The following is a 14,831-nucleotide window of genomic DNA, read 5'->3' on the forward strand; positions in this document are numbered from 1 at the left end:
GCTCCGCGGTCCGGCGTCGCCCACGTTCCGGCGCGGCGGAAGCGGCCCCCGAAGACGTCATCTGGCTGTCACCATGTGTCCATGCGCACGACGGCGTGCGTTAGGCATTACCCAGACCGTGACCTAGCCTGATCCCCGTCCTCCCCACCCTTTCTCCGGAGCCTGCCGTGCGCCTGCGCCTCACCCCGCGCGACACCACGTTCTTCGATCTCTTCGCCGCCCAGGCCGTCCACCTCGTGACCGGTGCCAACCTGCTCGGCGAGATGCTCGGAGCGGACCGCTCCACCCGCAAGGAGATCGGCAAGCGGATCGCCGACGCGGAGCACGAGGCCGACGACGCGACGCACTCGATCATGCGGCGCCTGAACCAGACGTTCGTCACGCCGTTCGACCGCGATGACATCTACAACCTCGCGTCGAGTCTCGACGACTGCATGGACTTCATGGAGGAGGCCGCGGACCTCATCGTCCTGTACAAGGTCGACGAGCTGCCCGCCCGGGTGTCCGACCAGGTCCAGGTGCTCCAGCGCGCCGCCGAGCTCACCGCGGAGGCCATGCCCCGCCTGCGCTCCATGGACTCGCTGTCCGAGTACTGGGTCGAGGTCAACCGCCTCGAGAACCAGGCCGACAAGATCCACCGCAAGCTCCTCGCGCAGCTGTTCGACGAGGTCACCGACGCCATCCAGCTGATGAAGGTCAAGGAGATCGTCGAGAAGCTCGAGGACGCCGCCGACGCGTTCGAGAAGGTGGCGAACACCGTCGAGACCATCGCGCTCAAGGAGTCCTGAGCGCGGTGGAACTCGCGCTCGTCGTCATCGTCGTCGCGTTCGCGCTCGGATTCGACTACACCAACGGCTTCCACGACGCGGCCAACGCGATCGCGACGTCCGTGTCCACGCGGGCCCTCACGCCGCGTGCCGCGCTCATCATGGCGGCGGTCTTCAACCTGCTCGGTGCGCTGCTCGGCACGCAGGTGGCGACCACCATCGCCGAGGACATCATCAGCATCGGCGACGTCAGCTCCCAGGAGGCGCTGGTCATCGTGCTGTCCGGGTTGATCGGCGCGATCACCTGGAACCTCATCACCTGGCGGCTCGGCCTGCCGTCGTCCTCGACGCACGCCCTCATCGGCGGGCTCACCGGCGTCGGCATCGCCTCCGGGGTCACCGTGCACTGGGACGCGATCCTCGACAAGGTCGTCATCCCGATGGTGCTGTCGCCGTTCGTCGGCTTCCTGCTCGCGTTCCTGCTGATGGTGGGCGTGCTGTGGCTCGTGCGGAACTCCGCGCCGGCCCGCACCATGCGCCGGTTCCGGGTCGCGCAGACCGCCTCCGCGGCGGCGATGGCCCTCGGGCACGGCCTGCAGGACGCCCAGAAGACGATGGGTGTGATCGTGCTGGCCCTCGTCGCCGGCGGGTACGCGACCGGGACGACGATCCCGCTGTGGGTCAAGCTCTCGTCGGCGCTCGCGATCTCGCTGGGCACCTACTCGGGCGGGTGGCGCATCATGCGCACGCTCGGCCGCAAGATCATCGAGCTCGACCCCGCGCGTGGCTTCGTCGCCGAGTCGGTGGCCGCCTCCGTGCTCTACGCGAGCGCGTACTGGCTGCACGCCCCCATCTCCACCACGCACACGATCACCTCCGCGATCATGGGCGTCGGCGCCACCAAGCGGTTGTCCGCCGTGCGCTGGGGCGTCGCCAAGAACATCGCCTACGCGTGGGTCCTCACCATCCCCGCGTCCGCGGCGACCGCCGCGTGCGTCTACTGGATCCTCAACCCGATCCTCGCCTGAGCCGCGTCAGGCCTCGCGCGGCCGGTGCGTCTCGGTCGCGACGACCCGGGGGCCCTTCGAGGTCTGTGCCACGTGCGCGACGAGCACCTGCGCCGGGTGCAGGAACGGGTCGACGGCCGGCAGCGCGTCGGCCACCGCGCGCGTGGCGTGCTGGGCGAGCACGTCCACGACGGTCGGCAGGACCGGCCGGTGCGTGCACAGCACCGCGTCGCCGGTCGACTCGAGCAGCCCGCGCACCTCGGCCGCCACGCGGCCCGGCGAGGTGGAGTGCTGGGCCTCGGTCAGGATCGTCGAGACCTCCGGCGTGACCTGCGCGGCCTCGGCGTACGGGGCGATCGTGCTGACGCAACGCGCCCAGGCGCTGGTGACCACGCGACCGACGCCGAACGTCGACAGCACCGAGACCAGCGCGCGGGACTGCCGCTGGCCCTCCGGCGTGAGGGGCCGGTCGAGCTCGGTGCCCTTCCAGTCCGCCCGTCGACGGGCGGTGCCGTGCCGGGCGACGATGAGCGCGCGCGTGTCCAGCCGCCCCTTCTCGTAGGACTCGACCAGCGAGTCCAGCGGCTCGCGGTCGTCGCTGCGGGTCAGCCGCTTCGAGGCGGTTGCGACGTCGAACCAGCGGAGCTGGTCGATCTCCTTGGTCGACGCGGGCGGGACCGGGGGGCGGGCGCGCAGCGCGGCGGCGTCCGGCCGGCCGGCCACCTGGGCTGCCCAGTAGTGCACCCGCTTGCGACGGCCGTCCGAGAGCGCGTACTCCAGGCCGGGCAGCGGGACGCCGAGCACGACGTCGTGACCCGTCTCCTCGGCCACCTCCCGGGTCGCGGCTGCGAGGATCGTCTCGCCCGGGTCGACCTTGCCCTTGGGCCAGGACCAGTCGTCGTACCGGGGGCGGTGCACGAGCGCCACCTGCAGCCGCTGCAGACGGACGCGCCACACGAGGGCCCCAGCCGCCTCGACGACGGCCGGTGCCTGGGTGGGGCTCACCGCGCGTTGCCCGGCCGGCGCCGCTGCCGGTGGATGAGAACGGCCTGCAGGTCCGCCAACGGCCCGTCCGGTCCGCGGTGGTGCCGGACCCAGGTGCCGTCCGGCTCGAGGTGCCAGGAGGACGTGCTGTCGTCCATCGACTCGTCCAGGAGCTCGACGAGCTCGCTGACCTGCTCGGGGTCGGCGATGCGGACGAGGGCCTCGACGCGGCGGTCGAGGTTGCGGTGCATGAGGTCGGCCGATCCGATGTAGACCTCGGGGCCCTCGAACGTCGCGTCGTCGGGCAGCGTGGAGGCGGCGAACGCGAAGATGCGCGAGTGCTCGAGGAAGCGGCCCAGGATCGAGCGCACCCGGATGGTCTCCGACAGTCCGGGCACCCCGGGACGCAGGGCGCAGATGCCCCGGACCACCAGGTCGACGGGCACGCCGGCCTGCGACGCGCGGTACAGCGCGTCGATCGTCGCCTCGTCGACCATCGAGTTGACCTTGATCTTGATCCACGCCGGCTTGCCCTCCCGGGCCGCCGCCGCCTCCCGGTCGATCCGCTCGATCAGGCCCGCGCGCACGGAGCGCGGCGCGACGAGCAGGCGGTGGAACCGTGACTTCGGGGCGTACCCGGACAGCTGGTTGAAGAGCCGCGTGAGGTCCTGCCCGACCTCCGGGTCGCTGGTGAGCAGCCCGAGGTCCGTGTACAGCCGGGCGGTCTTCGGGTTGTAGTTGCCGGTGCCGATGTGGCAGTAGCGGCGCAGCCCGTCGGACTCCTGGCGCACCACCAGCGACAGCTTGCAGTGCGTCTTCAGCCCGACGATCCCGTAGACGACGTGCACACCGGCCTGCTCGAGCTTGCGCGCCCACGAGATGTTGTTCTGCTCGTCGAACCGGGCCTTGATCTCGACCAGGGCCAGCACCTGCTTGCCGGCCTCCGCGGCGTCGATCAGCGCGTCGACGATCGGCGAGTCGCCCGAGGTCCGGTACAGCGTCTGCTTGATGGCGAGGACCTGGGGGTCGGCCGCGGCCTGCTGGAGGAACGTCTGCACCGAGGTGGAGAACGAGTCGTAGGGGTGGTGCAGCAGGATGTCGCGCTCGCGGATCTTGGCGAACATGTCCGCGGGCGTCGCGCTCTCCACCTCGGCCAGCTGCCGGGGCGTGGACGCGACGAACCGGGGGAACTGCAGCGCGGGCCGGTCGAGGTCCGCGATGAGGTTGAGGCCCGTGGCGTCCAGCGGCGCGGGCAGCTGGTAGACCTCGTCCTCGGCGACATCGAGCTCGCGGATGAGCAGGCTCCGGATGCGCGGGCTGATGCCGTCGGCGATCTCGAGCCGGACCGGCGGGCCGAAGCGGCGCCGCAGCAGCTCCTTCTCCATGGCCTTGAGCAGGTTCTCGGCGTCGTCCTCCTCGACCTCCACGTCCTCATTGCGCGTGACGCGGAAGGTGTGGTGCTCCTGGACGACCATGCCCGGGAACAGCTGCTCGAGGTGCTCCGAGATGACGTCCTCGACCGGGACGAACGACATCGGCCCCTTCTCGGGCGACGCGGCCTGCACGTCCGGGGCGCTCGGCCGGCCGGAGGCGTCCACGGCGATGAAGCGCGGGAGCAGCGGCGGCACCTTGACGCGCGCGAAGTGCTCCTTGCCCGTGGTCGGGTTGGTGACGACGACGGCGAGGTTCAGCGACAGCCCCGAGATGTACGGGAACGGGTGCGCCGGGTCCACCGCCAGCGGGGTCAGCACCGGGAAGATCTGGCGGCGGAAGAACTTGCGCAGGCGGTCCTGCTCGCTCTCGCCCAGCTCGTCCCAGCGGACCAGCGTGATCCCCTCGTTGGCCAGCGCGGGCTGCACCTGCTCCGCGAACACGGCCGCGTGGCGGGCCATCAGCCGGTGGGCCTCCTCGCTGATCGCCTCGAGGACCTGCCGCGGGGACGCGCCCGACGCCGCGGTGACGGCGATGCCGGTGGCGATGCGGCGCTTGAGGCCGGCCACGCGGACCATGAAGAACTCGTCCAGGTTTGACGCGAAGATCGCCAGGAACCGCACGCGCTCCAGCAGCGGGATGTCCTGGTCCTCGGCCAGCTCCAGCACCCGCTGGTTGAACGCCAGCCACGACAGCTCCCGGTCGAGGAACCGGTCGTCGGGCAGCGGCTCCGCGTCGGTCTCACGCTCGTCGAGGTCGACGAGCGGAGCCGGCTGCACGTGCTCGGCGATGTGAGCCGCCAAGGACGGCTCGAGCTGGGAGAGGTCAGTCATGCGCCCATCGTGACACCCGGAGGTGAACTCTTGGTATCGGAACCGAACATCACGTCCACGGCGGACCGGACGAAGCCCGCGCGCTCGTAGGTGTGCACCGCGACCGTGTTCTCGGCGCCCGTGTACAGGATCGCCGTGGCGAGGTCCCGCGCCGCCAGGTGGTCGAGGCCGAGCGCGGTCAGGGCGCGGCCCAGCCCCAGCCCCTGCGCGTCGGGGTCGACGCCGACGACGTAGATCTCGCCGACGGGCTCGTCGCCGTGCTCGCCGGCCGGGTGCACCTTGGTCCACACCGAGCCGAGCAGGATCCCGTCCCGCTCGGCCAGCAGGAACCCCGCCGGGTCGAACCACGGCTCGGCCTCCCGGGCGCGCAGGTCCGCCGACGTCATCCGGCCCTGCTCCGGGTGGTGCGCGAACGCCCGAGAGTTCACGCGCCGCCACGCGTCCTCGTCGCGACCGGGGACGAACGACCGCACCGTGACCCCGGGCGGCAGGACGGGCTCGACGGCGGGCCGGGCCGTCAGGTCCAGGCGCATCTGCAGCAGCTCGCGGACCACCGCCATCCCGGCGTCGTCGGCGAACGCGCGCGCGGGCGGCAGGTCGCCGTGCGCCCAGACTCGCAGCTCGCGGTCCCGGACGGAGGCGGCCTCCGCCTGCGCGCGGGCCAGGAGGGCGCGGCCCACGCCCGCGCGGCGGTGGCTGGGGTCGACGACGAGCTCCGCGCGGACCGAGGACTGCGAGCCGACGTCGAGCTGCGCGTACCCGACCAGGCCGTCCGGCTGCTCGGCCCGCAGGTGGATCACCGGCGCCTCCGGCTCGGTCAGCCACAGCAGCGGCTGCTCGGACAGCGGGGCCACCCCGTCGGCCGACGCCGCGCGCTCCGCCAGGGCCCGCACCTCGTCCGCGGCGGCCGGGGCGAGCGGACCGGCCGTCGCACTCACGATGACCTGCGTGGACACGTCGTCGACCATGGGGACATCCCACCACGCAGCGACGTCGAGCGGGGTCGGCCGCGCGTCCGGACCGGCTCGGACGGCCGGAGGGCACCCGGGGCGAGCGGGTACGTTGGTCGGGCCATGGACCCCTCCCCGAGCTCCCCGACAGCGATCGGCGGGACCCCGGACACCCGCGGGGAACGCCGGCGCCGCGATCGCGCCGCGAGCGAGGAGGGTCCGACGGACGGGGACACGCGCCGCTCGCGCCGCGCGCGACGACCGTCCGCCGACGAGCGCCCCGTCGACGTCACGGTCGTCGTCGTCGGGGCGGGCCAGGCGGGCCTGTCCGCGGCCTACCACCTGCGCCGCGAGGGTCTGGTCGCCGTGGGCGAGGCGGGCTGGGAGGACGCGGACGCGACGTTCGTCGTGCTCGATGACGCGCCCCAGGCGGGCGGCGCGTGGCAGCACCGGTGGCCCGGGCTGACCATGGCCGACGCCCACGGCGTGCACGACCTGCCGGGCATGCCGCTGCTGGTCCCCGATCTCGACGAGCCGGCCGCGTTCGCCGTCCCGTACTACTTCGCGCAGTACGAGGAGGCCTTCGACCTGCACGTCCAGCGGCCCGTCCGCGTGGAGACCGTGACGTCCGAGGACGACCGTCTCCTGGTGCGCTCGCGCAGCGTGGAGCGGGCCGACGAGGTGGTCGTCTGGCGTGCCCGGGGTCTGATCAACGCATCCGGCACCTGGCAGAAGCCGTTCTGGCCCGCGTACCCCGGGCGGGGCGGCTTCCGGGGCCGGCAGCTGCACTCGCACGACTTCCGGCTGCCGGAGGACCTCGCCGACGGGCACGTCGTCGTCATCGGCGGCGGCACGTCGGCCGTGCAGCTGACCCTCCTGCTCGCCCGCGTGACGACGACCACCTGGGTGACGCGCCGACCGCCCGCCTGGCGCGACGAGGCATTCACGCCGGAGGTGGGCCGGGACGCCGTGGCGCAGGTCGACGCGCGCACGCGTGCGGGCCTGCCGCCGCAGAGCATCGTGAGCGTCACGGGCCTGCCGCTGACGCCCGCCTACCGCATCGGCATCGCCGCGGGCGTGCTGCGCGCCCGACCGGTGTTCGACCGGATCACGCCGGGCGGCGTCGAGTGGGACGACCCGGACCATCCCGGCGAGGGCTGGGTCGCGGGACCGGCGCGTGTCGAGGCGCGCACGCTGCTGTGGTGCACGGGGTTCCGCGCGTCCCTCGACCACCTGGCGCCCCTCGGCCTGCGCGCGGCCGGCGGAGGGATCGTCATGGACGGCACGCAGGTGGTCGCCGACCCGCGCGTGCAGCTGGTGGGCTACGGCCCGAGCGCCTCCACGGTCGGCGCGAACCGTGCCGGCCGGGAGGCGGCACGCAACCTCCGGGGCCTCTGGCGCGGCTGAGGGCCGGGTCGTCGTGACCCGGCCCTCAGCGCTGCGGCCTCAGGCGGCGGTGCAGCTGACCGCGGCGGAGCCGGGCGCCGTGCCGCTGCCGACGAACCCGTAGGTGGTGCTGGCCCCGGAGCCGAGCAGCCCGTTCCAGGCGGCGTTGGACACGGTCACCGTGGTGCCGGACTGGGCGAAGGTGCCGGACCAGCCGGACTGCACGGATCCGCCGGCGGGCAGCGCGAAGGTCGTCTTCCAGCCGCTGATCATGGCGGTGCCGGCCCGCACCGTCACGGCCGCCTGGTACCCGCCGGGCCACGTGTTGCTCACGACGAGCGCCGCGGTGCACGCCTTGCCGGGGGCCGGTGTGGTCGGCGCGGGTGTGGTCGGGGCGGGTGTCGTCGGTGCCGGGGTCGTCGGCGCCGGGGTCGTGGGCTGCACGCCGCCGTAGATCTTGGCGGTCACGGCCGTGGACTTGATGCCGTTGACCCCGTTGAGCACCTTCTGGCCCCAGGGCGAGAGGTTGGCCGGGTTGAAGCCGACCACCATGTCGAGCACGGGGTCGGTGTTGCCCGACCACGACCAGCCGTAGTAGCCGATGTTCCGCTTGACGGCCTCGGCCATGACCGTGGCGTCGTCGACGTCGGCGGAGCTGGACCGGTAGCCGAACTCGCCGATGATCAGCGGCAGGCCGGCGGTCTTGAACGCGTCGAGGTACGTCGTGATGGAGGAGGCGGTGGTGTAGACGCCGTACATGTGGATCGAGAAGAGGGTGTTGGCGTCGGGGTCGGCGGCCGCGACCGTCGCCGCGCTGTCCCGCATGATGTTCTTCCAGTCCTGACCCCAGGCCGGTGCGTCGACCACGATGTTGTGGTGCAGGCCCGCGGCGCGCAGCTTCTTGATCGCGGCCGCGGTGTCGCCGGCCCACTTGGTGTTCGCCGCGTCGTTGTTGCCGAACGGCTCGTTGCCGATGTTGATCTGGACGTAGTCCTCCTGGCCCTTGAGCACGGACGCGAGCGAGATCCAGTAGCTCGCCGCTGTGTCCAGGCTCGCCGCGGCACCCTCCTCGCCGTAGCCGGTGGTGTCGTGGTCCTCGAGCATGCAGATCAGCTTGTTGGCCTTGCAGAGGCTGATGATGTTCGCGACGTCGGCGGCGTCGTTCTTGGTCCAGCGGGTGCCGTCGGAGAGGACGACGCGCAGGGCGTTGGCGCCGGCGGCCCGGATGGCGGGGATCGCGGTCGCGGTCTGCGAGGTGTACCAGGTGTGCGCGTGGCTGACGCCGCGGGCGACGAACGGGGTGCCGTCCTTCTCGACCAGCTGGGTCCCGGACACGTGGAGGCCGGGCGGGGTGGCGGCCTGGGCGGCCGTGGAGAACAGCGACGTCGCGCCGAGCGCGACGACGGCGGCAGCCAGTGCGGCGCCGGACAGCAGGGACCTGCGAGACCTCATGGGACGTCCTCGTTCCGGGGGTTCGGGAGACCGCGTCGCGCGGCCGACGTGTGGATGCACCCACCCGCCGTTCCGCCGGCCGGTCGACGGGCGGGTGCGTCGGTCACACAACCAGTCGGGGCAGGCGCTCTCCACGGCCCGAAACGCTTCACACCCCGGCTGACCTCAGGACGCGGCCGCCATGTGCGCGGACGCGAACACCAGGCCGTAGGGGATCGCCGCCCGGGCGAAGTTCCACGTGTGGCTCAGGCCCGGCTCCTCGCGCAGCAGCACGTCCTGGCCGCGGGCGCGCAGCGCGTCGGCGATCGCGGTGCTGTCCTTGCGCGGCTGCCCGTGGTTGGCGCCGGCCAGGTCGACGAAGACGGCGACCGGGTGCGGCAGCGGGACGGTCGGCGCGTACGCCGTGACGTCGTGCTGCTGCCACTGCGCCTTCGTCGCCAGCATCGCCGTGCCGCCCGTGCCCGGGTCGCCGGTGGTGTCCAGCGCGAGGATCACGCCGTAGAGCGACGGGTTGCGCAGGCCCTGGTCGAGCGCGCAGAAGCCGCCCGACGAGAAGCCGCCGACGGTCCGGTGCGCCCAGTCGTCGACGGTGCGGTAGTGGCCGTCGACCCAGGGGATCACCGTGTCGGAGAGGTACGTCTCGACCTGCGACCCGCCGGTCGTCGAGTCGAGGCACTCGGTGTCCTCGGCGCTCGGCCCGGTGCCGTTGACGTCCACGCCGACGACGATCATCGGCCGGACCAGGCGGTGCTGCAGCAGCACGTCCATGACGGTCGGGACGTTGCCGGCGGCGAACCAGTCGCCGCTCTCTCCCGGGCTGCCGTGCACCAGGTAGACCACCGGGAGCCGCTCGGTCGACCGCGCATAGCCGGGCGGCGTGTAGATCCAGGTCAGGCTGTCGCCCGGCATCCGGTCCGCCGCAGGCGCCGGGACGTGGACCGCCTCGACCCGGCCGAGCTCCCTGCCGCCCGACTCCGCCTCCGCCGTGCCGTGCTCCAGGGGAGCCGGTGGCGTGCCGATGCCCCAGCTCGACAGGGTCACGCGCGCCGCGCCGACGTTCGGCACGTAGCCGACCAGGACGTTCGCGGTGATGCCGAGGGCGGCCAGCACACCGAGCCCGGCGCACGCCCACAGGGGCCACGACCAGCGCCGTCGCCGGTGCCGCAGCACCGCCCAGACGACGACCACCGCCGCCAGCGCGAGCAGCACGACCACGCTCCACCACGAGCTGATCCAGTCGCCGCCGCCCCCCAGCGCACGCACGACGTCGGGGGGCAGGGAGCTGCCCGGAGGGTCCTCGGTGGACGTCATCGCCCCCCCTCGTCCCCGACAGCTGTAGGGGACCAGCCTCGCACTGCTCTCGGCCTGACGGACTGGACCGGGCACACTGGACGCATGACGGCTCCCAGCGTGCTCCTGCCGCGCAGCGCCCGGTCCGCCGTCGAGGAGCAGCGGCGGCGCGGGCGCGTCCGGGTCCTCGCCTCTCGGGTCGTCTTTCTGCTGGCCGTGCTCGGACTGCTCTCGGCGGCGATCCACCCGCTGTGGCAGCGGATGGGGTTCGTCCGCGACCTGGTGCCGGGCCTCGTGGTCCACACGGCCCGGCCGACCCTCGTGCTCGTGTCGGTCGTCCTCCTGCTGACGGCGCGCGGGCTGCGGCGCGGCCACCGGCTCGCGTGGATCGCGACGATCGTCACGCTCGGGTTCTCGGCGGCGCTCCATCTGGCCAAGGGGCCCGACCTGGTGTCCGCCGTCGTCGTCGGGGCGGCGGCGATATGGCTGGCGACGCAGGGCAAGGCGTTCCCCGTGCTGCCGACCCGGCGCGCGGTCCGCCGCGCGATCGTCTCGCTGGTCGCCGCCGTCGTCTTCTTCGTCGTCCTCTTCGTCGGCCTCGTCGTCTGGGCGCTCGTGGCCGACCCGACGGACGCGCAGATCGACCGCCTCGGTCGGGTCCTGGCGCCGATCACGTACGGGCTGATCCTGGTGTCGGTCGTCGTCATGCTGTGGTCGCTGCTGTCGCCCCGGCGGCCGCGGCGGCTGAGCCCGCAGGACCACCGCGACGAGCGCGAGCGGGCGCGGCTCGTGGTGCAGCAGCACGGCGGCGGGACGCTCGACTACTTCGCGCTGCGGGACGACAAGGACTGGTTCTTCAGCGGCGCGTCCGTGGTGGCGCACTCGGTGCGCGGCGGCGTGTGCCTGGTGTCGCCCGACCCAATCGGACCGCCCGACGAGAAGGTCCTGGCCTGGGCGGAGTTCCTCGACTACGCCGACGACTTCGGCTGGTCGGTCGCCGTCATCGGCGCCGCCGTGGAGTGGCTGCCCGAGTACGAGTCCAGCGGCCTGCGCACCGTGTACCTGGGCGACGAGGCGATCGTCGACTGCCCGACGTTCACCCTCGAGGGCCGGTCGCACAAGTCGCTGCGCCAGGCCGTGAACCGCGTCGACCGGGCCGGGTACGTCACCAGCTTCCACGACCCGGCGACGATCGACCCGTCGCTCCGGGCGCAGGTCGAGGCGATGAGCGACGAGTCCCGGCAGGGCGACACCGAGCGCGGGTTCTCGATGACGCTCTCGCGGCTGTTCCAGCCCGACGACACCGGCCTGCTGCTCTCCGTGACGCAGGACCCGACGGGCCGCGTCGACGCGTTCTGCCAATGGGTGCCGGCCCGGGACATCGGCGGCTGGTCGCTCGACGTGATGCGGCGCCGCACCGACGTGGAGGACCTGCCCAACGGCCTCATCGACTCGACGATCGTCGCCACGATCGCCCACCTGGTCGGCCGCGGCGAGCGCGGCCTCGGCCTGAACTTCGCGATGATGCGGGAGGTGCTCGAGGGCGATCCGGAGGCGGGGTCGCGGATGGACGCCCTCGCCCGGCCGATCCTCCAGCGCCTGTCCCAGGGCACCCAGATGGGCAGCCTCAGCACGTTCAACGAGAAGTTCGACCCTGGCTGGGTCCCGCGCTACGTCATCCTCGACTCCGTCGAGTTCGTCGCCACGCAGGCGCTCGTCCTGGCCGGCGCCGAGGGGGTCACCGAGATCCCGGTGATCGGGCGCTTCCTCGGGAGCATCGGCGCGGCCACGTGATCGTCGCGATCGTCGCCGCGGTCGTCTCCTCGATCGCCTACGGCGTGAGCACGATCATGCAGGCGGTCGCCACCCGCAGGGCCGCCGGGCTGGCGGTGATCAAGCAGCCGCTCGTCATCGCCGCGTTCGTCGTCGACGGGCTCGCCTGGGTGCTGTCGCTCGTGGCGCTGGACAAGCTGCCGCTGTTCGTCGTGCAGGCGATCATCGCGTCGTCGCTGGTGGTCGTCGTGATCCTCGCGCGGTTCGTCCTGGGCACCCGCATGCGGCCCGTCGACCGGGTCGCCGTGCTCGTCGTCGTCGGCGCCCTCGTGCTCGTCTCCCTCGCCGGCGGCGAGCAGCCCGCGGTGGCGCCGCCCGACGGGTTCGTGATGATCATGATCGCCGCGTCCGCCGCGCTCGTCGTGCTCACCGCCGTGTTCTACCGGGCCGGACCGCCGGTGGTCCTCGGCGTCCTCGGCGGGCTCGGGTACTCCGGTGCCGCGATCGCCGCCCGCGCCGCGACCGAGAGCGGGGGCTTCGTCGCGACCGTGTTCCAGCCGTTGGCCATCGCCATCGTGCTCTGCGCGATCGCCGGCGCCCTGTCCTACCTGCGGGCGCTCGAGCGCGGGTCGGTCGGCACCGCCGCGGCGATCGTCTCCGTGCTCGAGGTCGTCATCCCCGGTGTCGTGGGCATCGCCGTGCTCGGGGACAAGATCCGCGACGGATGGGTCGCCGCGGCCGTCGTCGGCACGCTGCTGGCGTTGGCCGGGTGCATCGCTCTCGCGCTGAGCCCGGCCCCTGCGCTCCGCTGCGGGCGCGTGCCGCTCCGCGACCCACACCCTCCGCTGCGCTCCGGCTCAGTCCTCCTGCTTAGCCCCCGGCGCGGACAAGCCCTGGGCGATCAGGTCCATGACCGACGAGTCCGCCAGCGTGGTGGCGTCGCCCACCTGACGGTTCTCCGCGACGTCGCGCAGCAGGCGGCGCATGATCTTGCCGGACCGGGTCTTGGGCAGCTCGGCGACCACGAGGATCTGCCGCGGCTTGGCGATCGGGCCGATCTCCTTGGCCACGTGGTTGCGCAGCTCGGTCTGCACCGCGTCGGCGTCCTGGTCGCCGCCGCCCGCGTCGCCGCGCAGGATGACGAACGCGACGACCGCCTGGCCGGTGGTCTCGTCGGCCGCGCCGACGACCGCGGCCTCCGCGACCCACGGGTGGCTGACCAGGGCGGACTCGATCTCCGTGGTGGACAGCCGGTGGCCGGACACGTTCATGACGTCGTCGACGCGGCCGAGCAGCCAGATGTCGCCGTCGTCGTCCTTCTTGGCGCCGTCGCCCGCGAAGTAGAGGCCCTGGAACCTCGACCAGTAGGTGTCGACGTAGCGGTCCGGGTCGCCCCAGATACCGCGCAGCATCGACGGCCACGGCTCGGTGAGCACCAGGTAGCCGCCGTGGCCGTTCGGCACGGAGTGTGCCTCGTCGTCCACGACGTCGGCCGCGATACCCGGCAGCGGGACCTGCGCGGATCCCGGCTTGGTCTCGGTGACGCCCGGCAGCGGGCTGATCATGATCGCGCCGGTCTCGGTCTGCCACCACGTGTCGACGATGGGGGCCTTGTCGCCGCCGATGACGCGGCGGTACCACATCCACGCCTCGGGGTTGATGGGCTCGCCCACCGACCCCAGCACCCGCAGGCTCGACAGGTCGAACTTGCCGGGGATCTCCGAGCCCCACTTCATGCACGTACGGATCGCGGTGGGCGCCGTGTACAGGATGGAGACCTTGTACTTCTCGATGATCTCCCACCAGCGACCGCGGTGCGGGGTGTCCGGCGTGCCCTCGTAGATGACCTGGGTGGCGCCGTTGATCAGCGGCCCGTAGACGACGTACGTGTGGCCCGTGATCCAGCCGATGTCGGCCGTGCACCAGTAGACGTCGGTCTCGGGCTTGAGGTCGAAGACGTTCCGGTGCGTGTACGCCGCCTGGGTGAGGTAGCCGCCCGTGGTGTGGAAGATGCCCTTCGGCTTCCCCGTCGTGCCGGACGTGTACAGGATGAACAGCGGGTGCTCCGCCTCGAGGGCGACCGGCGTGTGCTGGTCGCTCGCGGTGTCGACGACGTCGGACCACCAGACGTCGACCCCGTCGTTCCAGGCGACGTCCTGGCCGGTGCGCTTGACCACGAGGACGTGCTCGACCGACGGCGTGCCCTTGGCCAGCGCGTCGTCGACCGCGGGCTTGAGCGCGCTGGGCGCCCCGCGGCGGTAGCCGCCGTCGGCGGTCACGACGAGCTTGGCCTCGGCGTCGTTGATCCGGCTGCTCAGCGCCTCAGCCGAGAACCCGCCGAACACGACCGAGTGCGGGGCGCCGATCCGGGCGCACGCCAGCATGGTGACGACGGCCTCGGGGATCAGGGGCAGGTAGATGGCGACGCGGTCGCCCGTGCCGACGCCCAGCGCCGTGAACGCGTTCGCGGCCTTGGACACCTCGCGCTGCAGGTCGGCGTAGGTGACGGTGCGGGTGTCGCCGCCCTCGCCCTCGAAGTGCAGGGCGACCCGGTCGCCGTTGCCCGCCTCGACGTGCCGGTCGACCGCGTTGTACGCCGCGTTGAGCGTGCCGTCCGCGAACCAGCGCGCGAACGGCGCCTTCGACCAGTCGAGGACCTCCTCGAACGGCTTCTCCCAGCTGAGCAGCTCCCGCGCCTGGTCGGCCCAGAAGCTGGGACGGTCGGCGTTGGCCCACGCGTACAGGTCGAGCTGGGCGTTGGCCTGGGCGGCGAACTCGGCGCTCGGCGGGAACCGGCGGTCCTCGGTGAGCAGGTTCTCGAGCCCGGGCTCGTGGGCCGTGGCGCCCTCGGCGGGCGTGCTGTCGGTCCCTTGTTCGGTCACGAGGACCACCTCCTGTGCAGCGACGTCGGTGCAGGTGAAGCCCGCAGGCCCGGTTCCGCACTCTAGCCGGACAGCC

General features: G+C 72.7%; 12 protein-coding genes. 4 read left to right on the top strand and 8 right to left on the bottom strand.

Annotated features, from left to right (window positions below):
- The first annotated feature begins 167 nt into the window (after positions 1 to 167).
- Both AC1DQC_RS08935 and AC1DQC_RS08940 read left to right on the top strand, forming a co-directional pair.
- Positions 168 to 788, top strand: a complete 621-nt coding sequence (locus AC1DQC_RS08935) for a DUF47 domain-containing protein (protein WP_477050878.1) — start codon at positions 168 to 170, stop codon at positions 786 to 788.
- Between the two features lie 5 nt (positions 789 to 793).
- On the top strand, positions 794 to 1,795 hold the full coding sequence (locus AC1DQC_RS08940; RefSeq protein ID WP_477050879.1) for an inorganic phosphate transporter: 1,002 nt from the start codon (positions 794 to 796) through the stop codon (positions 1,793 to 1,795).
- 6 nt (positions 1,796 to 1,801) lie between these two features.
- Here AC1DQC_RS08940 and AC1DQC_RS08945 read toward each other — a convergent pair whose 3' ends face one another.
- From AC1DQC_RS08945 to mshD, 3 genes are read right to left on the bottom strand one after another with little or no spacing between them, the layout of a single operon-like run.
- Positions 1,802 to 2,779: an NUDIX hydrolase gene (locus AC1DQC_RS08945; protein WP_477050880.1), complete on the bottom strand. Its 978-nt coding sequence runs from the start codon at positions 2,777 to 2,779 to the stop codon at positions 1,802 to 1,804.
- Entirely contained in the window at positions 2,776 to 5,022 is a 2,247-nt protein-coding gene (locus AC1DQC_RS08950; protein ID WP_477050881.1) for an RNA degradosome polyphosphate kinase, read from the bottom strand. Before AC1DQC_RS08950 ends, AC1DQC_RS08945 begins: the two co-directional genes overlap by 4 nt.
- Positions 5,019 to 5,990: a mycothiol synthase gene (mshD, locus tag AC1DQC_RS08955; RefSeq protein WP_477050882.1), complete on the bottom strand. Its 972-nt coding sequence runs from the start codon at positions 5,988 to 5,990 to the stop codon at positions 5,019 to 5,021. The genes AC1DQC_RS08950 and mshD overlap by 4 nt, the downstream gene beginning before the upstream one ends.
- Before the next feature lie 105 nt (positions 5,991 to 6,095).
- Between mshD and AC1DQC_RS08960 the strand changes: the two genes are divergently transcribed.
- Positions 6,096 to 7,379, top strand: a complete 1,284-nt coding sequence (locus AC1DQC_RS08960) for an NAD(P)-binding domain-containing protein (RefSeq protein ID WP_477050883.1) — start codon at positions 6,096 to 6,098, stop codon at positions 7,377 to 7,379.
- Positions 7,380 to 7,418: 39 nt separating this feature from the next.
- Here AC1DQC_RS08960 and AC1DQC_RS08965 read toward each other — a convergent pair whose 3' ends face one another.
- Together AC1DQC_RS08965 and AC1DQC_RS08970 are read right to left on the bottom strand one after the other, a co-directional pair.
- Complete coding sequence (locus AC1DQC_RS08965; protein ID WP_477050884.1) at positions 7,419 to 8,810, bottom strand: cellulase family glycosylhydrolase; 1,392 nt, start codon at positions 8,808 to 8,810, stop codon at positions 7,419 to 7,421.
- A gap of 165 nt (positions 8,811 to 8,975) precedes the next feature.
- Complete coding sequence (locus AC1DQC_RS08970) at positions 8,976 to 10,121, bottom strand: alpha/beta hydrolase (protein ID WP_477050885.1); 1,146 nt, start codon at positions 10,119 to 10,121, stop codon at positions 8,976 to 8,978.
- Positions 10,122 to 10,205: 84 nt separating this feature from the next.
- Between AC1DQC_RS08970 and AC1DQC_RS08975 the strand changes: the two genes are divergently transcribed.
- Positions 10,206 to 11,894, top strand: coding sequence for a bifunctional lysylphosphatidylglycerol flippase/synthetase MprF (locus AC1DQC_RS08975; RefSeq protein WP_477050886.1), 1,689 nt, complete (start codon positions 10,206 to 10,208; stop codon positions 11,892 to 11,894).
- Between the two features lie 37 nt (positions 11,895 to 11,931).
- Here AC1DQC_RS08975 and AC1DQC_RS08980 read toward each other — a convergent pair whose 3' ends face one another.
- The 3 genes from AC1DQC_RS08980 to acs all read right to left on the bottom strand — a co-directional run bounded on the left by AC1DQC_RS08980 (position 11,932) and on the right by acs (position 14,755).
- A complete protein-coding gene (locus AC1DQC_RS08980) occupies positions 11,932 to 12,303 on the bottom strand; it encodes a hypothetical protein (RefSeq protein WP_477050887.1) in 372 nt (123 codons plus the stop codon).
- Positions 12,304 to 12,312: 9 nt separating this feature from the next.
- On the bottom strand, positions 12,313 to 12,447 hold the full coding sequence (locus AC1DQC_RS08985; protein ID WP_477050888.1) for a hypothetical protein: 135 nt from the start codon (positions 12,445 to 12,447) through the stop codon (positions 12,313 to 12,315).
- A gap of 283 nt (positions 12,448 to 12,730) precedes the next feature.
- The gene (gene acs / locus AC1DQC_RS08990) at positions 12,731 to 14,755 is read right to left on the bottom strand and encodes an acetate--CoA ligase (RefSeq protein WP_477050889.1); all 2,025 of its coding nucleotides are present in this window, start codon (positions 14,753 to 14,755) and stop codon (positions 12,731 to 12,733) included.
- Between the last annotated feature and the right edge of the window lie 76 nt (positions 14,756 to 14,831).

The organism is Cellulomonas sp. P4_H12 (assembly GCF_056400905.1).